Origin of the sequence: Shewanella waksmanii (genome assembly GCF_043643685.1) — a bacterium.
GTDB classification, from domain to species: domain Bacteria; phylum Pseudomonadota; class Gammaproteobacteria; order Enterobacterales; family Shewanellaceae; genus Shewanella; species Shewanella waksmanii_A.
Genome location: NZ_JBHZSN010000008.1, coordinates 200798 through 224045 on the forward strand (window position 1 = coordinate 200798; position 23248 = coordinate 224045).

The window sequence follows — 23248 nt, forward strand, 5'->3', positions numbered from 1 at the left end:
GTTCTTTTTATCAATGTGATACAAAACACAAACATTCTAGCAAAATAAAACCAATTACTTACCTTGTTGCACAATATAATCTTCAAACGCCGAAACGGGTAAAGGCTTGGCAAAATAATAGCCCTGAATTATGTAGCAGCCGCGGCTAAATACTTGCTCTAACTGCTCTTGAGTTTCTACGCCTTCTGCCACTACGGTTAGTTTCAGGTTTCTGGCTAATTCAATAATACTGCTGGCAATCGCTTGATCAGCCTCATTAGTGGCAATATCAATCAAGAATGAACGGTCAATTTTCAAGGTGCTAACATCAAAGTGACGTAAGTAAGCAAGTGATGAATAGCCGGTACCAAAATCATCAATTGCCACTTCAATACCGATATCTCGCAAGTCTTTAAGGTGTGACTGAGCAATTTGCAGCTCCTTCATTAGCACCCCTTCTGTTATCTCAAAACTGAGTAAACCCGGTGAAAGCTGAGTCTCTTGCAATACTTGCTGCACCCCATGGATAAAGTCAGGTTGCCTAAACTGTACCGCCGAAATATTAATAGACAGCTTAAACTCATCAACTAATAATTTGCTCCACTTAGCAGCTTGTTGACAGGCTTGGGCTAATACCCATCGATCAATATCGATAATCAAACCACATGATTCTGCGACTTTAATAAATATGTCGGGTCGCACGTACCCTTCTTGAGGATGCTTCCAACGCAAAAGCGCTTCCATGCCAATGACCTTGTCATCTTTTAAAATGTCGATTTGCGGCTGATAGTGCAATTCAAATTCATTACGCTCGATAGCTTTACGCAAGTCTGCTTCTAGCTTAAGGTGATAAAGGGCTTCACTATTACGCTCCGATGAGAAGTACTGAAAATTACCTCTCCCTTCTTCTTTGGCGTGATACATCGCCTGATCAGCATTTTTAATCAACTCCTCTGGTTGACGAGCATCATCAGGCCATAAGCTGACACCAATACTAGTAGAAATGTAAAATTCACGCCCATATAATTCAAACGGCTTTTCGATCTGTTGTAATAACTGCTCACACAAATGATTAATTTGATCTAGGCTATCAACCTTGTGCAAGAGTATGACAAATTCATCTCCACCAAAACGGCACAATGTATGCTCGTCAGTCACGCAGGATTGCAAGCGATTCGCAGCCTCAACCAGCAGTGCGTCCCCCATGCTATGACCGTAGGAATCATTAACATTTTTGAACCTATCCAGATCTAAAAATAGCAACGCTAAACGGCCACCATTACCTTGTGCTCGTTGAACCGCTTTGGTTAATCGGCTAGAGAACATCGAGCGATTGGTTAGTCCTGTTAACACGTCGTAATTGGCTAAACGGCGTAAGTCGGCCTCAGTTCGTTTCCGCTCTGTAATATCAGAAAATACCGCCACATAATGGGTAATATTGCCCTTTTGATCTAGCATGGTCGACAGATTCAACCATACGGGGCACGTTTGTTTATTGGCACAAATAAACTCCCGCTCTCCGGTCCACGAAACGCCTTGATTAAGCAAGGTCGCAACTTCATCACTTTGCTCTTCACCATCATTAACCAGTTGTGAAAAGCTCAGCTTGAGTAAGGCATGTTCAGTGAAACCTAAAATCAGTTGTGCCGCTTGATTAGAGACTTTAACTTGTTCCTTGGCATCTAAAATCAACACCCCTTCTGAGGTATTACCAAATGCCTGGGCAAGTAGTTTGGCATCATCTTCAAGTTGTCGTTTAGCGGTAATATCCGCATAGATACCCGCAACTTTGAGCACCTTACCACTTGATGAATCAAACACAATAGGCCTGCCCCTAACCCGAGTCCACCCCCAGCTTTTATCAGGCTTTCGATAGCGGTATTCTACATCAAACTTATCGTCGACCTTATTAAGCAAACGCCGCCATGCGGCAAACACATGGTCCTTATCCTCTGGGTGGATGGGTAGATTTTCCGCGTCTAAACTAATATTACCTGGTGTAGAACTAAAATGATCGGTTTGATTTTCGAGGGTAAATAACTGCGTATCACTGCGCCATTCCCATAGCTCTGAATCACTGCCTTTTAGTGACTGCCTAAGACGGACTTCGCTCTCAACTAATGCCCGATTTACCTTAATAAACGCCGAAAGCTGACGCTGCCTAGCAATAATAATAACCACACAAATAAATAATGAACCCAGTATGATTAAGGTCTTAAACCAAGCGGTTTTCCACCAGATTTGCTCAACAGCAAAAGCAAACACATAGGGCTCTTGCGCCCAAATACCATTTTGCTGACTCAGCACTTCTAGCAAATAGTTCCCCGCATTAAGCTCGGAAATGTTTACCTGAGACTGGCCCGATAACATGACAAACTCTTTATCGTTTTCTGCACCTTGTTCACGCAGTCGATATTTTAATACTAGTGGTTGGTCGTCAAGATAGTCCATGCCGGTGAGCTGAAAGCTAATCATACTGGCGTTTGGCGCCACTATGAGATTTTGTTGTGGCACTAAGTGTACGTCATTGAAGTCAGGATAAAAGATCGATACCGCTTCGAGAAACACGCCATCATGACTTAAGCGATTAGTCATCTTAGCGGGGTCTACCAACATCACGCCATCAGGCGTACCAACGTATAAGCCCATATCAGAGTGATAGAAATAAGCACCATCATTGAGCTCATCACCAAACAAGCCATCTTCCTCTTCAACTACTAATATCTCACCACTGGCTTTATGCTGACGAATAATCGCATTCAAGCAACCAATTAACCGATAATCTGTAGTTTGCTGAATGAAATAAACACTGCCGCAATCAACATTCCAACGCTCAGTTAAATTAACTGCTGTTTCGTCGGCGATGTCATACTCAAGTAATCCATTTGATGCCCCCACCCATAAAGTTTCTTCATCAATTGAATCAATATAGTTAACATCAACAAGCCGGCCAGGTTCATTAAAGACATTAAACTGCGAAATGAACTGACCTTGCTCATTAATAAAGCCAAACAAGCCGGCACCAGCTATCCATAACCTACCCTCTAAACCACGGTAGACATTGCGAATTTCGGGACTCTCATACGCCTGTGTAGGGCTGGCAAGTTTAAACGGCTGTAACTCTGGCTCACCATAATCCCAGAAATACAAACCACCAGTGGTTGCAAACCACCAACGCTGTGGCAATTTAGGATCATGGTAACTGGTATAAACCGCTTTATATTCCAGTGAATTACTTCCGCGACTCCATTGAGCAAATCTCTGAGTTTCAAATGTTTGACTGTTTACGATAAACAAGCCATTGGTGGTCGACAGTAGTAGGTGAGTTTCATCAACCGCATCTATTTTATAAATGCTGTCATTGAGGGCGATACCTTCAGGAATAATAGTCACACTGCCAGGTTGATCTTGCTTAACTCTAATTAAGCCATTATCAGTACCAAACCATAAATGCTCACCGTCAGCAAAAACTGACCATATCATCTCGTCACTGAGCTGATACGGTAGCGACTTAGAAAACTGCTCTAGTAAAAAGTCTGGGCGGTCTGTGATAACTGCCAGCGATTCACCGGAGCCACCAACCCAAATGACATTATTGCTGTCTATGGCAATATCATAAATATAATCAATATCAGCAATACTCTTTAGCTCATCACTAAAAATACTGAGCTTGCCTAATTCTCTATTCCACTTTAACAAGCCCTTACGACTCGCTAACCAATAATTACCCAGCTGATCTTGCCGAATTTTCGTCACATAATAAGGCACCTTACTGACTGGTTCGATAACTAACTTAGCCAAATTGAGCTGATATAAGCCATCACTCGACGTCACCCAAATGTAACCTGAATCATCCAAATACAAGGCTTTGATCATCCCCATGGAGTCATGCCATGGTAGGATCGACTCTAACTGCCCCTGCGCGTCACGCAATTGTAGCTGGTTGGTGTTGGCTACCAACATTTTACCTTGGGGTAAACTCAGCAATTGATACCAAGGTTGATCAGGCACCATTGGTAAATAACTGATATTCGATAAGCGTTGTTGAGGATAATCAAACTTAGCTAATTCACCATCTTCAAACAGCAATTGCCATTGTTTATCTGCACTTTTAGAAATAGCCAACAAGCCACGGGGTTTATGCTCAGGGGCTAACTCCGCACTGCCAAATTGAATAAACTTATCCTGAATAATGTCATACAAGTAAACATTGGAATAGTTGGCAACTAACAGGTACTCGGCGCTTAAGCGCTCAACGACATAAATGAATGGGTCGCTCAGTCTCTCTTTGCCCAATTCGGTGTCGATACGTCGAACTCGACTATTACTGACCCGATATAAGCCTTCTTCGGTGGCAACCCAAGTATAACCGTAATCATCAAACTCAATATCGTTAACCGTGGCATTAACTAGACCATCCCGTTCATCAAAAACTCTTTGGACAAGGTTAGAGGCTTGTAATGCATGAATAGGAAGCATTACAAGTAACAAGGTCAGCAGTAATTTATGAACTATTCTTATTATCATTTGGCTCTTAACTCATAAACTTATGATTAATGTAGCAGCTAGATAGACTAAATTCACCTGCTATGTTGCGCTATTTTTAGTCATAAGTAACAGTTTCATATTTATCCGCCTCCCTTTATCACAATGGCCACTATTTACGCACAGTTTTTCAGCACCAATCACATACAAAAAAAGCGCTCTAAGAGCGCTTTTTTCATCATCTAAAAGAAGTTATTTTTTCTTCTTTTTCGCTTTTGGATTTGGAAGGTCAGTGATTGAACCTTCATAAATCTCTGCAGCAAGTCCTACTGACTCATGTAATGTTGGATGAGCGTGAACAGTCAATGCTAAGTCTTCGGCATCACAACCCATTTCAATCGCTAGGCCAATTTCGCCCAGTAGTTCACCACCATTAACACCAACAATAGCGCCACCAATAACACGATGAGTTTCTTTGTCGAAAATCAGCTTAGTCATACCGTCTGAACAATCAGAGGCAATTGCACGACCACTTGCAGCCCAAGGGAAAGTCGCTGTCTCATAAGCAACACCTTGCTCTTTCGCTTCTTTCTCAGTTAGACCTACCCAAGCAACTTCAGGATCAGTATAAGCAATTGAAGGAATCACTTTTGGATCAAAGAAGTGCTTCATACCCGAGATAACTTCGGCAGCAACGTGACCTTCATGCACACCTTTGTGAGCCAACATCGGCTGACCAACAATATCTCCAATCGCAAAGATGTTTGCTACATTGGTACGCATTTGCTTATCAACATTGATGAAGCCACGCTCATCAATATTAACGCCAGCTTTATCTGCATCAATAAGCTTACCGTTTGGTGTACGACCAATTGCAACTAATACCGCGTCATAACGAACAGGCTCAGTTGGTGCTTTCTTGCCTTCCATCGAAACATAAATGCCGTCTTCTTTGGCTTCAACCGCAGTCACTTTAGTTTCAAGGATTAGATTAAACTTCTTCTTAATCTTCTTGGTGTAAACACGAACGATATCTTTATCAGCTGCAGGGATAACTTGATCAAACATCTCAACGACATCAATCTCACTGCCTAGCGAAGAGTAAACAGTACCCATTTCTAGACCAATGATACCACCGCCCATAACCAATAGCTTACCTGGCACTTCTTTCAGCTCTAGGGCATCGGTTGAGTCCCAAATACGTGGGTCTTCGTGTGGAATAAATGGCAATTGAATAGGACGTGAGCCTGCAGCAATAATCGCGTGCTCGAAGTGAATAACTTTAACGCCATCTTCACCCGCAACTTCAATGGTATTAGGACCAGTGAACTTACCAAATCCGTTTACCACATCGACTTTACGCATTTTAGACATGCCACCTAGGCCACCAGTCAACTGACCGATAACACTAGTTTTAAATTCACGTAGCTTATCTAAATCGATTTGTGGTTCACCAAATACCACACCATGGTTAGCAACAGCTTTCGCTTCTTCGATGACTTTAGATACGTGCAATAGCGCTTTTGATGGGATACAACCCACGTTCAAACATACACCACCAAGCGTGTTAAAACGCTCAACAATAACGGTATCTAAACCTAAATCTGCAGCACGAAAAGCGGCTGAATAGCCCGCAGGACCTGCACCTAAAACTACTACCTGAGTTTTGATTTCGTTACTCATGTTTTCCTCTATTCTTTCTCATTCCGTCGGGAATAGTGTCTGCCCAACGCTTTATGACGCCAGCTTTTTGTAAGGTGGCCGCATTTTAACCTGTCAGTCTTGTAAACAAAAGGCCACTCAACATGAGCAGCCTTCATCATTACAAAATAAGTGTACGTATGTCGGACAGCATACTTGACAGAGTCACGCTAAAGCGTGCTGCCATTGCGCCATCAATCACACGGTGATCATAAGATAATGATAATGGCAACATTAGCTTAGGCTCAAACTCTTTACCATTCCACTTAGGTTTAATCTCCGACTTAGAGACACCTAGAATCGCAACATCTGGGTAGTTAACGATAGGGGTAAATGCTGTACCGCCTATCCCACCAAGACTTGAGATGGTGAAACAGCTGCCTTGCATATCGGCCGCTTTTAGCTTGCCTTCACGCGCTTTAACTGAAATGTCCATCAACTCAGTAGACAGCTCATGAATGCCTTTCTTATCCACATCACGAATGACCGGTACTACCAAACCATTAGGCGTATCAACGGCAACACCAATATGGTAGTACTTCTTCTTAATCAGTGATTCACCATCAGCACTTAAACTCGCATTAAATACTGGGAACTGCTGTAAGGCTTTAGCCGCAGCTTTCATCATAAACACCAATGGGGTGATCTTAATACCCAGCTTTTGCTTGGCAGCCACTTCATTTTGTTGTTTACGGAACGCTTCAAGCTCAGTGATATCAGCTTCATCAAACTGGGTAACATGGGGAATCGTCACCCAGTTACGATGCAGATTAGGACCAGATATCTTCTGAATACGAGTTAGCGGTACTTCTTCCACTTCGCCAAACTTAGCAAAATCAACTTTCGGTGCCGCAATAACTTGTAACCCACCTTCGCCACTGCTCACACTGGTCGCTGCGGAGGCTTTCGGACGTGAAAGCTCATACTTGATAAACGCTTGTACGTCTTCCTTTAAGATACGGCCTTTACGACCTGTACCTTGAACGCGCGTTAAATCTGCGCCAAATTCACGAGCCAAGCGGCGCACAGCAGGTGACGCATGTACTGCGCCAGTTTTTGGAGCACTACCTGCATGGGGGTGATGCGGTACAGGTGGCTTAGATGCTGGCGCAGCTGTTGGCGCGGGGGCTGCAGGAGCACTTGCTTGAGGTACTGCTGGTGCTGGTGCAGCTGCTACTGGCGCTGCAGACTGTGTTTCAATAGTTGCAATCACGCTACCTTGAGACACTTTATCACCCACATTAACCGTGACAGAAACCAGTTTACCAGCAAAAGGTGCGGGTACTTCCATGGTCGCCTTGTCGGTTTCAAGGGTGATTAATCCAGCATCAACCTCAATGGTTTCACCTGCAGATACTAGCACTTCAATCACATCAACGTTTTCTGCATCACCAATATCTGGCACAGCAATTTCTTTAACTTCAGCGACAGCAGCTGGAGCCGCTACTGCACTTGGCGCAGGGGCAGCAGATTCTGCTGGAGCTGGTGTCGCCGACTCAGTTGCACTCGTTTCTAACATGAGCACTAATGAACCTTGTGACACTTTATCACCAACCGCAACTTTCAGCTCTTTAACCACACCAGCTGCTGGTGCAGGTACTTCCATGGTCGCTTTATCGGTTTCTAACGTGATTAAGCCGGTATCAACATCAATACTGTCACCCACGGCAACCAGTACTTCGATAACATCAACGTTTTCAGCATCACCGATATCCGGTACAGCTACTTCAATCACTGCCGCCGATGCTGCTGGAGCGGCAGCTGCTACAGGAGCTGGCGCAGCAACAGGCGCTTCAACCGCAGCAGGAGCGGCAGCTTCTGCTGGAGCTTGCTCTGCCGCCTCTGCGCTCATCATCGCAATAAGACTACCTTCAGAGACAGTGTCACCCACAGCCACTTTTAGCTCGGCAACTTTTCCGGCAAATGGCGCTGGAATATCCATTGTCGCTTTATCACTTTCAACAGTAATAATCGACTCTTCTGCATCGATGCTGTCGCCAACAGCAACACAGATTTCAATAACTTGTACTTCATCCCCACCGATATCAGGGACTAAAATTTCTTTTAATTCAGCCATTTTAATTCCCCTTTATGCGTATTGTGGGTTGATCTTATCAACGTCAATACCGTATTCAGCAATTGCCTTGCTGAGTACATCAACAGGTAACTCACCACGGTCGACCAATGATTTAAGTGATGCAATCACAATAAATTTAGCGTCGACTTCAAAGTGATGACGTAGGTTTTCACGGCTATCACTGCGACCGAAACCATCAGTACCAAGTACTTTATAGTCAGTTGGCATATAAGCTCTTAGCTGCTCACCATAAAGCTTCATGTAATCAGTCGCTGCAATAGCAGGCGCATCGCTAGCAATGACTTCACTGATATATGGCACTTTTGCTGTTTCGTTTGGATGCAGCATGTTGTAACGCTCAGCCGCTTGGCCGTCACGTGTTAGCTCATTGAAGCTAGTCACACTGAATACATCAGACGAGATACCAAAGTCTTTCGCTAGGGCTTGCGCTGCTTTACGAACTTGCTCAAGAATAGTGCCACAGCCCATCAGCTGTACTTTACCTTTACCACTACCAGCCACACTTTCCAGCTTGTAGATACCTTTAACGATACCTTCTTCGGCACCTTCTGGCATTGCAGGCTGTTCGTAGTTCTCGTTCATTGTCGTGATGTAATAGAACACATCTTCTTGGTCATCTCCGTACATGCGGCGAATACCATCTTGAACAACTACTGCAATTTCATAACCATACGTTGGGTCGTAAGAGACACAGTTCGGGATGGTGTTAGCCAAAATATGACTGTGACCGTCTTGGTGCTGTAGGCCTTCACCGTTAAGTGTTGTACGCCCAGACGTACCGCCCACCATGAATCCACGAGCACGCATATCGCCTGCCGCCCATGCCATATCACCAATACGTTGGAAACCAAACATAGAATAGTAGATATAGAATGGAATCATTGGCGTATCATTGACAGAGTAACTTGTCGCCGCAGAGACCCAAGATGACATTGCACCTAATTCGTTAATCCCTTCTTGCAATACTTGTCCAGACTTATCTTCACGATAGTAAGCCACTTGATCTGAATCTTGTGGAACATACTTTTGACCTTCGTGAGCATAAATACCCACTTGGCGGAACAAGCCTTCCATACCGAATGTACGGGCTTCATCTGGAATAATTGGCACAATGTTTTTGCCAATCTTTTTATCTTTCAGCAACGCAGTCAGAATACGAACAAATGACATGGTGCTAGAAATTTCACGGCCATTAGAGCCTTTTAGCACTGCATCAAAGATTTTCAATGAAGGTATATCAAGATCTTGTGAGAACTTCTCACGGCGCGCAGGCATAGCACCATGCAATGCTTCACGACGATCTTTTAGATACTTAACTTCTTCAGAGTCTGCACCTGGGTGGTAGAATGGAATATCTTCTAATTGATCATCTGGAATTGGAATATTGAAACGATCACGGAAGTAACGTACCGCGCCAATATCCATTTTCTTAACGTTATGAGCAATATTCTTACCTTCACCAGCGTCACCAAGACCATAGCCTTTTACTGTCTTAGCTAAGATTACCGTTGGACGACCTTTAGTGTTTTTCGCATGCTGCAGCGCTGCGTAAATTTTCACTGGATCATGACCACCACGGTTCAAACGCCAAATGTCATCATCTGACATGTTTGCAACCATCTCGGCTGTTTCTGGGTATTTACCGAAGAAGTGCTCACGGGTATATGCACCACCTTTAGCCTTACAGTTTTGGTACTCACCATCGACGGTTTCTTCCATCAACTGTAGCAGTTTACCACTGGTATCACGTGCTAATAGCGGATCCCAATAACGACCCCAAATGACTTTAACCGCTTCCCAACCTGCGCCACGGAACTCGCCTTCTAACTCTTGAATAATCTTACCGTTACCACGAACAGGGCCATCTAGACGTTGTAAGTTACAGTTAACAATGAAGACTAAGTTATCTAGCTCTTCTCGAGCAGCAAGGCCAATCGCACCCAAGGTTTCAGGCTCGTCACACTCACCGTCACCTAAGAAGCAATATACTGTTTGCTCAGAGCAGTCTTTCAAACCGCGGTCAGTTAAGTACTTCAAGAAGCGCGCTTGGTAAATCGCTTGAATCGGACCTAGGCCCATTGAAACGGTAGGGAACTGCCAGTAATCAGGTAGTAACTTCGGATGCGGATATGAAGGTAAGCCTTTACCGTCCACTTCTTGACGGAAGTTGTCCATCTGCTCTTCAGTTAAGCGTCCTTCTAGGAAAGAGCGAGAATAGATACCTGGAGCAATATGACCTTGGAAGTAAACTAAATCGCCACCATCTTTTTCGTTAGGCGCACGGAAAAAGTGGTTGAAACACACATCATATATCGTCGCACTTGAAGCGAAACTAGAAATGTGACCACCAAGCTCAAGATCTTTTTTCGAACCACGCAATACCATCGCCAACGCATTCCAACGAACGATAGCGCGAATACGACGCTCCATCTCTTGGTTACCTGGCATATGCGGCTCTTGACCCGCAGGAATAGTGTTTAAATAAGCGGTGGTTGCTTTATATGGAAGATGAGTTCCGTTACGACGTGCTTTATCAATTAGCTTTTCAAGTAAGTAGTGAGCACGTTCAGGCCCCTCTTGCTCCAAAACAGCTTGCAAAGAGTCAACCCACTCTTGGGTTTCCAACGGATCTAAATCTTGTAGCATATGTTCAGACATTTCGCAGTCCTTCCCTATATACAATAGTAATGTTATGAATTAATTATTAAAAACGCTGCCAGGCTATTGCCTATACACCGCTTTTCAAACGGCGCAGACTACGCTGCAACCTACTGTCTTCTTCCCTGACTGCTAGCATCACTTCCTCAATGTAACTTAAGTGTTCATTCGAGGCTTCGCGTGCAGCTTCTGGATCACGGCGAACAATAGCGGCCAATAACGCGCGGCGATGTTCATTTGCCATGGTGGAGGCATCGTCTCTGCGACTTAGCAACTCCAAATTCTGCGCTACGTTTTTATGCAGCACAGGCGATAAACTCAGTACTAGATGAAGCATGGCCACATTGTGTGAAGCTTCTGCCACTGCGCGATAAAATCGTACAATAGCTGCCGCTTGTTCTTCGATTTGCGTAGCCGATTCAACTTCTAGGATTTTTTGTTTGATATTTTGCATATCCGCGTCGGTCCCCCGAAGCGCCGCAAAATAGGCCATCATACCTTCGGTTGCATGACGAAATTCCAATAAGTCATATTGGCTTTCAGAATCACTATGCATTAGCTCTACGATAGGGTCGGCAAGGCTTTGCCATAATTGCTCTTTGACATAGGTACCACCACCTTGGCGGCGGAGTAATAACCCTTTGGCTTCAAGCTTTTGAATCGCTTCGCGTAAAGAAGGACGAGAGACTTCAAACTGGAGTGCCAGTTCACGTTCAGGAGGTAACTTTTGACCTGGCTGTAAACTGCCTTCTAATATCATCTGCTCCAATTGGTTCATGATGACATCGGAAATCTTTGGCTGGTTAATTTTGCTATAAGCCATATGGCCCTCAGCTCCTATTGTAAATTGGTCTTACCAATTTAATTGACTGAGCGCACTTTATCAAATCACATTTCGCTTGTCTAGTTTGTGATCTGCTTCATGTAAACTCACAATCTGTGAGGATAGCTTAATTTATTCAAAAAGGGGTCTGACCATTGAACCTAACTTTTTATCTAACGATATAGTAAACGACATAGTGAAGGTCAAACATTAAGTCGATATCACGACCACAAGGGAAAGTAGCGGCAACAAATAGCCGTTACTAGAAACCATAAACACCCAAGAGAACTGGAGTTGCAGAGCGACAACAAGTATGAAGGGTATAATGCCACGCTAAACAACAAATATAACCAAGGTTATCGCTAACTGCTTTAATACTGGTTCTACACCTCAATACTGTTTCTACAGCACGACACCAAAAATCGTGAGCAAAGATAATATCGTCACCAGTAAGATAAAGTTACGCTTACTCAGCAATAACAAGCTTAAGGTGGACTGCACACAAACCGGAGCGTTTGAAGTTTCAGAAACTGGCTCCGCAGCAATGGCAACTTCTGTAATGATCGTTTTAGCATCAGTACGCCAATTAAGTCCATGACGCAGCCACACACCATTCGCATTAGAAAACTGGCCACTCAATACATAACCAAAAGCAAAAAGCCGACTAGGTAGCCAATCTAACACCGCCAACAACTTAGCCACTAATGGTAGAGGCTCATTTTGCGCTTTTGCCAAGTCAGTAAAATAACGCACCGAACAGTAAAACACCGCGCCGGCGGGCCCGAGAAGAATAAGAAACAGCGCCACCGCGCCATAAAATCTGTAGTTAATCCAAGCAACAGTTTGGCCAACTTTAGCGCCTAAATCTTGCTCGCTCACCGCTTCAAGGGAGTGATGAGGATCTAATGCATCGGCAAATCGATAACATGCTTGACGATCACCACGACAAGCGGCCTGCATATAACGTTTAAAGGTTTTGCGCTGACTTAAATGGCTGAAACACAAAATCGCGACACATACCCAAACCAATAGGCTCAAAAAGCCGAACATAACGCCATTAACCGACCAGATAAGTACTTGAACGACAATCGCAGGAAATAGTAAGGCCAGTGCCATCATCACATCAGACGTTAACTGACGACGGCCAAAAAGCTGTTTTGTATATAAGGCAAGAATGGACTCCAACTGCCAAGCAGCAGGTAGTAGCTTTAATCGTTCCACCATAATGGCAACCAACAACGAAAATAACGCCATACAGCCCAATCCTCATTAATGAAATCAACTACTCACAGTGTACGGCTAATATGGCAGAACAACAAAACTATTTTGTGACAGCAGCACGTTATACCAATCGGCATAACGATGTGATCGCTCAGCGAGAGTTTAGCGCTTCTGAGACAAGGTCATTAAATGCTCCTCGGTAACTGCTCCTGCGTTACTCTACCTCCTATATCCCTATAGTCGTGCATTAATGACATTCACCACATCCATGTGGCTTGCAACGAATGAAGGGCATAGTGACTCTACGTTCAAGTTCGTTTACACAGTATCAGAAGTGCTAAAACTCGCCCTTTGGGCGCTTTTTTGGCTGCCTACTTCTTCGTTGAATAACTTCCCAATAGAACCACTATTACTTAAGTTATTCGTCTCGAACTAGTTTGCCAAAAATAGCTCTGAGTAGATCACTTTCTTATGCCGATTGGTATTATAGCAATGGTATTTTGTCATAATGCGTCACTGATTATGGCTAACCAGCAATTCACTCAAGCATCGCTAAATATCTTGGCCAATCAAAGCTTTCACCAGGATCAGTTTTTCTGCCTGGCGCAATATCACAATGCCCCACGACTTTAGTGGCATCCAGTTCAGGATAATAATCAAACAAAGCCTTAGTTAACTGACTGAGTACATGATATTGCACGTCTTCATAGGCCTGAGTATCTGTGCCTTCTAGCTCAATACCGATGGCGAAATCATTACACCCCGCGCGGCCTTGGTAGTTCGACACTCCAGCGTGCCAAGCACGATCGTCGCAACTGACATACTGCACCAATTCACCATCTCGGCGAATTAGAAAGTGAGCTGAAACCGTTAAACCAGCTAACTCATTAAAGCTGTCATCTGCATTAGTATCCAGACACCCTTGAAAAAGCTGGTCAATATAAGGCAGGCCAAAGCAGCCTGCTGGTAAACTGATATTATGAATCACTAACAAGCTGACTTCTTTATTAGGTCTATGGTTAAAGTGCGGTGAAACACACTGCCTGCATGACGTTACCCAACCTTGCTCTATCAACAGTTTTGTTTGCATAAACTCCAACTTGCTACTTTTTACATAGAATGGCTAAACCCATTCTATATAGTCAGCCTCAACGACTGATAAAAATCACCAATATAAACAACTAAGAAAAGGGACGAAGAAATAATTGCTGCGCAACATAAGACGCTAAAAAGAGAAAAAGACCACCCACCCCTAGAGCTATTGTGCGTGATATTTCATTTGTTAGCACCTGCTTTTTTGTAGCTGAATTTGCTACCATAATCAAAAGAGCTAGCACTCCAGGTCACCAAATAGACCGCCACGGAGTAGATGCATTAAGCAGAGGATAAATGAGATGCTAGAGAACGATATTCGACTTACTGTCAAAGCCGCATTAGAAGAAGACTTAGGTTATAGCGCTGACACCAATATAAGCAGTAAAGACAAATTAAAAGCTGACATCACAGCGCAGCTTATCCCTGCTGATAAACACGCTAATGCCAGTTTAATCACTCGTGAAGATGGCGTATTTTGTGGCAAAGCCTGGGCTGAGCAAGTATTTAATCAACTCGGTGGTGATGTTGCTTTACATTGGCATGTCGATGATGGTGATTTACTGGTTGCTAACCAGGTCCTATGTGAAATGTCTGGCCCAGCGCAAGCCATTTTAACCGGTGAGCGCACAGCAATGAACTTTATTCAAACGCTATCGGGCGTGGCGACCCTCACTAAGCATTATGTTGATCGAATTGCCGACACCCACACCAAACTGCTCGATACCCGCAAGACCATTCCAGGTTTACGTACAGCGCAAAAATACGCAGTCACCTGCGGTGGTGGCAAAAACCACCGCACCGGATTATTCGACGCTTTCCTGATTAAAGAAAACCATATTATGGCAGCGGGTTCGATTGGCAATGCGGTAAAAGCTGCAAGACAGTTAGATGCTAGCAAACCTGTAGAGGTGGAAGTAGAAAGCCTTGATGAGTTAAAACAAGCTATCGAAGCTGGATGTGACATCGTAATGTTGGACAATTTCGATATTACGATGATGCTAGATGCTGTAGAACTTAACCAAAGTTTCCAGGCTTCACAGCAAGTGAAATTGGAAGTATCTGGAAACGTGACGATAGAGACTATTGGCGATTTTGCCAAAACCGGTGTTGACTATATTTCAGTTGGCGCATTAACCAAGCACGTCAAAGCCCTCGATTTATCTCTAAGATTAAAATCTGAATAGTTACCGATAATACACTACATAATGTGGCTGCTCATATTCATTGCCAACATGTGAGCGGCCATATTGAACTTAGGTACTCCCTATCTATTCAGCTACTGTTTAATTAGAACTTATGGCACCTATTTAGTAAGCACTCTTTGAGTTAGCCTCATTATCTCGCTCGGCTATGTTATGAGACTAACAGCGTCCTTCCAATCAAGTTGCCACCCAATCAGGCAGCACAATTTGTTAACACATACTTCAGCATAGTCTGTTGTCGATGAATATTTAAACAGTTAAAAATCGTCTGAATATTGACACCCAAAGAATTTTTGCCAGTAAACCGATCATCGCCATAAAAATGTTAGAACTTTTTTAACAACTTTCAGCCTCTTTTAGACAAATTTACCAATAAATTAATACTTTGTTGCTTTTCGGTGTTCCAATTAAGTTAACTTTGTACTAACTTTGAACCTAGGCGAGATGGCCATTTCGGCCAACTCACCATGAAGGTAGACAGTTGTACTTTCATCTAATATCAGTGACTGAGAGTTTCTTTCACATTACTTTAACAATAATAATAGTAATCTCTGATTCAAACTCATCGCTTACAGCTGTTTTGCTTGCTCCCAAGTAAAGCTGAAGTTAAGCAATACAGATGTTAAAAATCACTGACTGATACCACGGTTTTTGCTACTGCAAATATCACCAAGTATCAATAAAAGATGAATTCACCCAGTGGTGCAGTTTGCCGAAAAGAACAAGGTCATCGAAGTGTCAATCTTACTATGGATAGGATAAAACACACTGCAAAGCAGATTCGAGTAACTTTGTTGAAACTTAGCTTTTAAAAAAAGCAGTTTTTAACAGCGGTTTTAAAAAGCAAAAGTTTTAAAAACCAAAAATTTTTTACTATAGTTATTTGATAGCGATAGCGACACAACCAAAGGATTTTCAGGCAGGAGCCACCTAGTTAATTAACTTTATATAAGCGGTAAGCTTAGAATTAATTAACCAGTTAGAGCATTGGACAATGCACCCGTGATGTCAATCACGAGTCATCCACTGTTACGTTGAGTCAACATACTGTCATACGGAGAGAGATAGCATGAAAGGTATTCAATTAAACAAGCAGATGAAAAACGCAAAGGGTTTCACCCTTATTGAATTAATGATCGTTGTGGCGATTATCGGTATTTTGGCAGCCATTGCATTGCCTGCGTATAAAGACTACGTGACTCAGGCGGACGGTAGTGCTTCTATGAAAGCAGTTACAGCTTTTTCTCAAAAAATTCAAGCATGTATCCAAACCGATATTGGTTGCTCAACTCTTGGTACGGAAATTGGTAAAAACAAAAAACTTGGAGTATCCGCAGCACCAGCATTAGATACAGCAACTACATTAACTTATACCGGAAGTAAATGTACCCTTGGCGCAGCTTTTGACGCTACTGGTGGAGTGACATTTACTTCTGCAGGTGTTGCAACCGCTGATACTGATTTATGTCAAAAAGGTGCTGGCGTTTACGTTGCCCCCTAGCAGTTAATTTTTATGCCAACAACAGGCTTACATTTAGGGCTTTCAACACTCTTTATCCGGAAAAAGCTGCTCACAGAAGAACAGCTTGCCGAATCTGTAGCCCTTTCGCGTAAAAATAGGCTGTCACTGGTCACAACTCTTGTGGCCAGTAAATTTCTTTCAGCGAGAACTATAGCTGAACTATGTTATGAAGAGTATGGAACACCTTTACTCGATCTTGATGAGTTTGATGTCCGTAGTATTCCAGAAGATTTTCTAAATAAAAAATTAATCGAAAAACATAAATGCTTACCACTGTTTAAACGTGGCAACCGTTTATATATTGGCACCTCAGATCCCACCAATATCGCCGCCTTAGAGGATTTTCAATTTAGCGCCGGCCTGCATGCCGAAGCCATATTGGTTGAAGATGACAAACTCAGCTCGGCACTCGAGAAAATACTCGAAGAAGATATCAGCGCACTGGATTTAGATGGCATTGATGATGCTTCGCTTGCTGATATTGAAGTTACTGACACCGATAAGCGGGAAGATGATCAAAAAACTGATGGTGACGATGCGCCAATTGTCATTTACATCAATAAAATCCTCACTGATGCGATTCGAAAAGGCGCATCGGATCTGCACTTTGAGCCATATGAAAAACGATATCGTATTCGATTTCGTATCGACGGAATCTTACATGAGGTCTCTGAGCCACCGGTCAACTTATCAGGAAGAATCTCAGCTCGACTAAAGGTGATGTCTAAACTCGATATCGCTGAACGCCGCGTGCCGCAAGATGGCCGCATTAAAATGAAACTGTCACGCACCAAATCTATCGATTTTCGTGTCAGTACCTTGCCCACCATCTGGGGCGAGAAAATCGTGATGCGTATTTTGGACTCATCTTCTGCGCAACTTGGTATTGAAAAGCTCGGTTACGAAGATGATCAGCGGGCACTATATGAAGAGATGCTCGCCAAACCTCAAGGTATGATTTTGGTAACCGGCCCTACCGGTTCAGGTAAAACTGTTTCCTTGTATACAGGTCTTAATATCCTCAATACCGAAGCCCGCAATATCTCCACCGCCGAAGACCCTGTGGAGATTAACCTTGAAGGCGTTAACCAAGTACATATTAATTTAAAAGCCGGATTAACCTTTGCCTCAGCATTGCGCTCATTTTTACGCCAAGATCCCGATGTCGTCATGGTAGGTGAGATTCGAGATTTAGAAACCGCAGAAATTGCCATTAAAGCAGCGCAAACCGGTCACTTAGTGTTATCGACACTGCATACTAACTCCTCCTCTGAAACCTTAACCCGTTTGGTCAATATGGGCGTCCCCGGCTACAACATTGCTAGCTCAGTTAACTTAATCATCGCCCAACGTTTGGCTCGGCGACTTTGCACTGAGTGTAAGCAGACAGAAGATGTGCCGCAACATGAGCTTGAAGTTTTGGGTTTTACCAATGAGCAAATCAGCCAAGGGTTTACTATATTTAAACCCAAAGGTTGTGATCACTGCTCTGGTGGCTATAAAGGTCGCGTTGGTATTTACGAAGTGATGAAGATGTCCGATGAAATTGCCCGCACCATTATGGAAGGCGGTAATTCTTTGCAAATAGCCAATCAAGCAAAGCAGCAAGGTATGCGTGATTTACGCGATTCCGGATTACTTAAAGTGATCCAGGGAGTCACCAGCATCGCAGAGATCAACCGCGTAACCAGTTTTTAGTAAACACGCTGTAAATGCATAAGTGAACAACACTTAATTTTTACAACTACTAGCTATATTCACAGTTTAGAAATTAAGAATTAAAAATAACTATCAGCAAGGATCCATCATGGCCACAGCTACCGCAACTAAAAAAACCAAAAAAGCGGCAAAAAACCAACCTAAAGTGGTCACTTATGAGTGGAAAGGTACTAACCGAGACGGCAAAAAAACCTCCGGAGAGCTGCGAGGTATCACGGTAGCTGAAATAAAAAGTCAACTCAAATCCCAAGGTGTTAATCCTAAGGTTGTTCGAAAGAAGGCATCTTCGCCTTTTAAGCTGAGCGACCCGAAAATCAAAGCAATGGACATTGCAATGATCACCCGTCAAATCGCTACCATGTTGGCCGCAGGTGTGCCGTTAGTCACCACCATCGAAATGTTAGGGCGCGGCCATGAAAAAGTTAAAATGCGTGAGCTGTTATCAACCATTTTAAATGAGGTGCAAGCAGGGATTCCTCTGTCCGATGCACTGCGTCCCCACAGGCAGTACTTTGATGATCTTTACATTGATTTAGTTGCCGCTGGCGAACACTCAGGTTCACTCGACGCGGTGTTTGATCGCATTGCAATGTATAGGGAGAAAGCCGAAGCGCTTAAGTCAAAAATTAAGAAAGCCATGTTCTATCCCACCGCGGTAGTGTTAGTTGCTATAAGTGTAACAGCACTTCTACTGATTTTTGTTGTACCCCAGTTTGAAGAGATTTTTGCTGGCTTTGGCGCCGAACTGCCTGCTTTCACCCAACTGGTAATAAGAATCTCTGAATGGCTACAAGCCTCGTGGTATCTGTTTTTAGCCGCTATCATTACCGGTGTTTTTGCATTTATAAGAACCCATCGCAACTCACAAAAGTTTCGCGACCAAGTTGATACCTTAATACTGAAAATACCGGCTGTTGGTCCGATATTACACAAAGCAGCAATGGCACGCTTTGCTCGCACATTAGCTACCACCTTTGCAGCGGGTGTACCGTTAATAGAAGGCTTAGAGTCCGCTGCTGGGGCGTCGGGCAATTATGTCTATCGCAGTGCACTATTAAAAGTTCGAGAAGAGGTCATGGCGGGTATGCAGATGAACGTTGCTATGCGTACAACCGGTATTTTTCCTGACATGCTGATTCAGATGGTGATGATTGGTGAAGAGTCCGGTGGCCTAGATGAGATGCTCAATAAAATTGCCAATATTTACGAGATGCAGGTCGATGATGCAGTAGACGGTTTATCGAGCTTGATTGAGCCTATTATGATGGTTGTGATCGGCACCATCGTTGGTGGCTTGATTGTAGCCATGTATCTTCCGATTTTCCAAATGGGTAAAGTGGTTGGCTAGTCAGAGCCTACTTTATTTATAATATTCATTCATGTAAATTTCGATAAAATAACTAACAAGAATTAAATATGACTGCGCTGTTTTCTCAATTCCAAGCCACAATGCTCGAATTACCTTGGCTATTCATTTTCCTGGCTTTCATCTTTTCAGCCACCATTGGCAGCTTTCTTAATGTGGTGATTCATCGATTACCGATCATGATGAAACGCGAATGGCAACAAGAGTGCAACCAGTACCTCAACGAATACCATAAAGACATCATTGCGCCCATTGCTGGAAAGTTAGATAAACCGCTTGATAACTACCCTGAAAAGTATAATTTGGTCGTTCCCGTCTCAGCTTGTCCAAAATGCAAAACCAATATTAAACCTTGGCATAATCTGCCTATTCTTGGCTGGCTACTCTTAAAAGGAAAGTGCGCAAGCTGTGACAGTAAAATTTCAGCGCGCTACCCGTTTTTTGAATTACTAACTGGCGCAATGGTTGCAACATTAGCCTGGCATTTTGGTCCTTCACTGCAGTTTTTACTGGCTGCCATACTAACTTTTTCACTAGTTGCGCTCACAGGCATCGACCTAGATGAAATGCTATTACCTGATCAAATCACTATGCCGCTACTTTGGCTAGGTTTAATTGTAAACTTGAACGGTATCTTTGTCCCAATTTCAGATTCACTGATTGGTGCTGTTGCTGGTTATTTAAGCCTATGGAGTGTTTATTGGCTGTTTAAAATAGTCACTGGCAAAGAAGGTATGGGTTATGGTGATTTTAAATTAATGGCCGTATTTGGTGCTTGGTTAGGTTGGCAGATGTTACCGCTTATCATCCTACTTTCTTCTCTAGTTGGAGCGGTCGTAGGCATAATGTTGATTATTTACAAGAAGCTCAACAGTGGTAATCCTATTCCTTTCGGCCCCTATATTGCTGTAGCTGGTTGGATTGCACTCATTTGGGGTGAGCCCATCGTCCATGCTTATTTGGCAACTTTATAAGAGTAGATAATGGCAAAGCTAATCGTAGGGTTAACCGGTGGGATTGGTAGCGGCAAAACCACTGTTGCCGAACTGTTTGCGGAAAAAGGCATTGAATTAGTTGATGCCGATATTGTTGCCAGAGAAGTGGTCGCTCCGGGTAGCTTAGGTTTACAAAAAATCAGCCAGCATTTTGGTGAAAATATACTACTTTCGAATGGTGAGTTAGATAGAAAAGCGTTGAGAGACCTAGTTTTCTCCCAACCAGAACAGCGGCATTGGTTAAATGAACTGTTACATCCCATGATCCGCAGTGAAATGCTACGACAACTAGATGAAACGTGTTCTAGCTATGCTATTTTGGTTGTACCCTTGCTATTTGAAAACGGTTTAGATAGGTTAGTCAATTACACTTTAGTGGTTGATATTTCACCACAAGAACAAATGAAGCGCGTCGCAGCCAGGGATGACGTAAGCGCAGAACAAGTGCAAAGAATAATAGATAGTCAGGCCTCTAGGTCAGATAAGCTATCAAAAGCTGATGATGTCATCGACAATCATGGAACCCAATCGGCATTGATACAACAAGTAGATAAACTACACCAAAAATATTTGCAAATAGCCGAAAACTTATAATGACATGACCCATCTAACCTACGAACAACCACTCAATGAAAAAACTCGTAGTTATTTGCGACTAGAATATCTTGCTCAGCAACTAGATACCAACCTTAGTCATGATCATCAACATCGTTGTTTTTACCCGTTATTCTCTTTATGCGAGCTCACAGAGCGATGCGATTACCGCAGCGAAATAATTAAGGATATCGATAAGCAATTACTCAACCTATCTAAATGGTTAAACTTACCCCATATCGATGCCGACAAAGCTGACGACTATATTCTCAAATTAAAGCTCGCAAGAGAGCGACTACTAAATTGCAATCGCCCCGGACAATCACTCAAACAAAATCGCTTTCTAGCCGCGTTAAGACAAAGATTTAATATGCCGGGCGCTTGCTGTAATTTTGACCTACCACAATTACATTATTGGTTAGCAAAACCTTGGGAAGCAAGACAGCAAGAGTACGCAGCTTGGGTATCAACTTTTGATTGCTTGCTCAACCCAATAAGACTTTTACTCGATTTAACCAGACAAACTACTCAATATCAGCAAGCCATAGCCGAAGCAGGCTTCTACCAAGGCGACAGCCCCCAAGCTTTATCGCTTATTCGCGTAAAAATAGATGCCGACCAAGGTTGTTATCCTACTATTAGCGGCCATAAGAATCGCTACGCAATTCACTTTGTCCAATTCGACCAACAAAAACATTCCGATCAAGCCATTAACTTTCAGTTGGCAACTTGTGGCTAAACTCAGTACCATACTTGCGCAACAACTTATCGGAAAATCGAATGCCAACACAAGTCAATTGTCCAACCTGTAATACCCCAGTTTTGTGGACACCAGAATCCAAATTTAAGCCTTTTTGTAGTGAAAGGTGCAAACTTATCGACCTAGGTGAATGGGCGGCTGAAAAGCATGCTATACCAGTCAAACCTGAGTTTGATGCAGAATCTCTCGACTCACTAGGCTATGACGAAGCTGACTTCTTTAAGGACGATAAACAATGAAACGAGTCCATGTCGCCGTAGCAGTCATACTCAGTAAAAGTAATCAGGTACTCATTGCCAAGCGTCATGCTCATCTGCATCAAGGTGGAAAATGGGAGTTTCCCGGTGGAAAAGTAGAAAATACTGAAAACACTGAAGCCGCCATCATCAGAGAGCTAAAAGAGGAAGTTGATCTTCAAGTGACTAGCTCAATGCCCTTCATGACGATCTCCCATGACTACAGTGATAAACAAGTATTACTTGATATTCATACTGTGACGAATTTCACTGGCGAAGCTAAAGGTAACGAAGGTCAACAGATAAAGTGGGTAACGATTACCGAGTTAGCTGCTATCGACTTTCCCGAGGCCAACAAAGCCATTGTCGCTAAGCTACAGCAACAATACCTCTAGCGTCCCCCCCCTTCCCCTAGTAGCGTAATTTATGCCCTAACAGAAGCGTTAGGGCGCTATAATGCCAATAACCATATGTAACCTGCCTATTAATACTTTCCCTTATTCCAAAGCATAGATCCCACTACGTCTGTCGATTCTATTTCTTGGTTAAATGATCATCTGGAAATCGGCCAACCACCCATATAGATGTTAGAAGTGCAAGTTATGCGCGGTTCGCCTAGCGAACACATGGGCTCAAAGAAGCTCTGCTATGAATGCAACCCATTCAGAAGCTTAGTAGCTTAGTGACTTGTTAAGAAGCTGGAGGCGAGGCACACGGCCTTTCATTGGCATCCTTGACCTCCTTAACATCCATGCCATCAAGGCATTTGTTAATCCTAAACATCAGAAGTGCCG

General features: G+C 43.3%; 16 protein-coding genes. 9 read left to right on the forward strand and 7 right to left on the reverse strand.

All coding sequences use genetic code 11. From position 1 onward, the window contains the following. Nucleotides 1-54 precede the first annotated feature (54 nt). The 7 genes from ACHUFW_RS14075 to ampD all read right to left on the reverse strand — a co-directional run bounded on the left by ACHUFW_RS14075 (nucleotide 55) and on the right by ampD (nucleotide 14043). Complete coding sequence (locus ACHUFW_RS14075; RefSeq protein WP_394203977.1) at nucleotides 55-4506, reverse strand: EAL domain-containing protein; 4452 nt, start codon at nucleotides 4504-4506, stop codon at nucleotides 55-57. A gap of 210 nt (nucleotides 4507-4716) precedes the next feature. Continuing rightward, complete coding sequence (gene lpdA / locus ACHUFW_RS14080; protein WP_394203978.1) at nucleotides 4717-6147, reverse strand: dihydrolipoyl dehydrogenase; 1431 nt, start codon at nucleotides 6145-6147, stop codon at nucleotides 4717-4719. A 139-nt stretch (nucleotides 6148-6286) separates the two neighbouring features. Beyond that, complete coding sequence (gene aceF / locus ACHUFW_RS14085) at nucleotides 6287-8242, reverse strand: pyruvate dehydrogenase complex dihydrolipoyllysine-residue acetyltransferase (protein ID WP_394203979.1); 1956 nt, start codon at nucleotides 8240-8242, stop codon at nucleotides 6287-6289. A gap of 12 nt (nucleotides 8243-8254) precedes the next feature. Continuing rightward, complete coding sequence (gene aceE / locus ACHUFW_RS14090) at nucleotides 8255-10921, reverse strand: pyruvate dehydrogenase (acetyl-transferring), homodimeric type (protein WP_394203980.1); 2667 nt, start codon at nucleotides 10919-10921, stop codon at nucleotides 8255-8257. 70 nt (nucleotides 10922-10991) lie between these two features. Continuing rightward, nucleotides 10992-11744: a pyruvate dehydrogenase complex transcriptional repressor PdhR gene (gene pdhR, locus ACHUFW_RS14095; protein ID WP_394203981.1), complete on the reverse strand. Its 753-nt coding sequence runs from the start codon at nucleotides 11742-11744 to the stop codon at nucleotides 10992-10994. A gap of 402 nt (nucleotides 11745-12146) precedes the next feature. Beyond that, the gene (gene ampE / locus ACHUFW_RS14100; protein WP_394203982.1) at nucleotides 12147-12998 is read right to left on the reverse strand and encodes a beta-lactamase regulator AmpE; all 852 of its coding nucleotides are present in this window, start codon (nucleotides 12996-12998) and stop codon (nucleotides 12147-12149) included. A gap of 505 nt (nucleotides 12999-13503) precedes the next feature. Beyond that, nucleotides 13504-14043, reverse strand: a complete 540-nt coding sequence (ampD, locus tag ACHUFW_RS14105; protein ID WP_394203994.1) for a 1,6-anhydro-N-acetylmuramyl-L-alanine amidase AmpD — start codon at nucleotides 14041-14043, stop codon at nucleotides 13504-13506. Nucleotides 14044-14359: 316 nt separating this feature from the next. Here ampD and nadC point away from each other — a divergent pair, with 316 nt between their 5' ends. The 9 genes from nadC (at nucleotide 14360) to mutT (ending at nucleotide 22849) form a co-directional block, all read left to right on the forward strand. Continuing rightward, complete coding sequence (gene nadC / locus ACHUFW_RS14110) at nucleotides 14360-15244, forward strand: carboxylating nicotinate-nucleotide diphosphorylase (RefSeq protein ID WP_394203983.1); 885 nt, start codon at nucleotides 14360-14362, stop codon at nucleotides 15242-15244. A gap of 1087 nt (nucleotides 15245-16331) precedes the next feature. Continuing rightward, on the forward strand, nucleotides 16332-16763 hold the full coding sequence (locus ACHUFW_RS14115) for a type IV pilin protein (RefSeq protein WP_394203984.1): 432 nt from the start codon (nucleotides 16332-16334) through the stop codon (nucleotides 16761-16763). A gap of 12 nt (nucleotides 16764-16775) precedes the next feature. Continuing rightward, nucleotides 16776-18482 (forward strand): type IV-A pilus assembly ATPase PilB, encoded by a 1707-nt coding sequence (gene pilB / locus ACHUFW_RS14120; RefSeq protein WP_394203985.1) that lies wholly within the window; start codon nucleotides 16776-16778, stop codon nucleotides 18480-18482. A 109-nt stretch (nucleotides 18483-18591) separates the two neighbouring features. Continuing rightward, complete coding sequence (locus tag ACHUFW_RS14125; protein WP_394203986.1) at nucleotides 18592-19851, forward strand: type II secretion system F family protein; 1260 nt, start codon at nucleotides 18592-18594, stop codon at nucleotides 19849-19851. A gap of 68 nt (nucleotides 19852-19919) precedes the next feature. Then, nucleotides 19920-20843: a prepilin peptidase gene (locus ACHUFW_RS14130; RefSeq protein WP_394203987.1), complete on the forward strand. Its 924-nt coding sequence runs from the start codon at nucleotides 19920-19922 to the stop codon at nucleotides 20841-20843. A gap of 9 nt (nucleotides 20844-20852) precedes the next feature. After that, complete coding sequence (coaE, locus tag ACHUFW_RS14135; RefSeq protein WP_394203988.1) at nucleotides 20853-21458, forward strand: dephospho-CoA kinase; 606 nt, start codon at nucleotides 20853-20855, stop codon at nucleotides 21456-21458. 4 nt (nucleotides 21459-21462) lie between these two features. Beyond that, complete coding sequence (zapD, locus tag ACHUFW_RS14140) at nucleotides 21463-22197, forward strand: cell division protein ZapD (protein WP_394203989.1); 735 nt, start codon at nucleotides 21463-21465, stop codon at nucleotides 22195-22197. A gap of 41 nt (nucleotides 22198-22238) precedes the next feature. Then, on the forward strand, nucleotides 22239-22457 hold the full coding sequence (gene yacG, locus ACHUFW_RS14145; protein WP_394203990.1) for a DNA gyrase inhibitor YacG: 219 nt from the start codon (nucleotides 22239-22241) through the stop codon (nucleotides 22455-22457). Continuing rightward, nucleotides 22454-22849, forward strand: coding sequence for an 8-oxo-dGTP diphosphatase MutT (gene mutT / locus ACHUFW_RS14150; RefSeq protein WP_394203991.1), 396 nt, complete (start codon nucleotides 22454-22456; stop codon nucleotides 22847-22849). Before yacG ends, mutT begins: the two co-directional genes overlap by 4 nt. The last annotated feature ends 399 nt before the right edge of the window (nucleotides 22850-23248 follow it).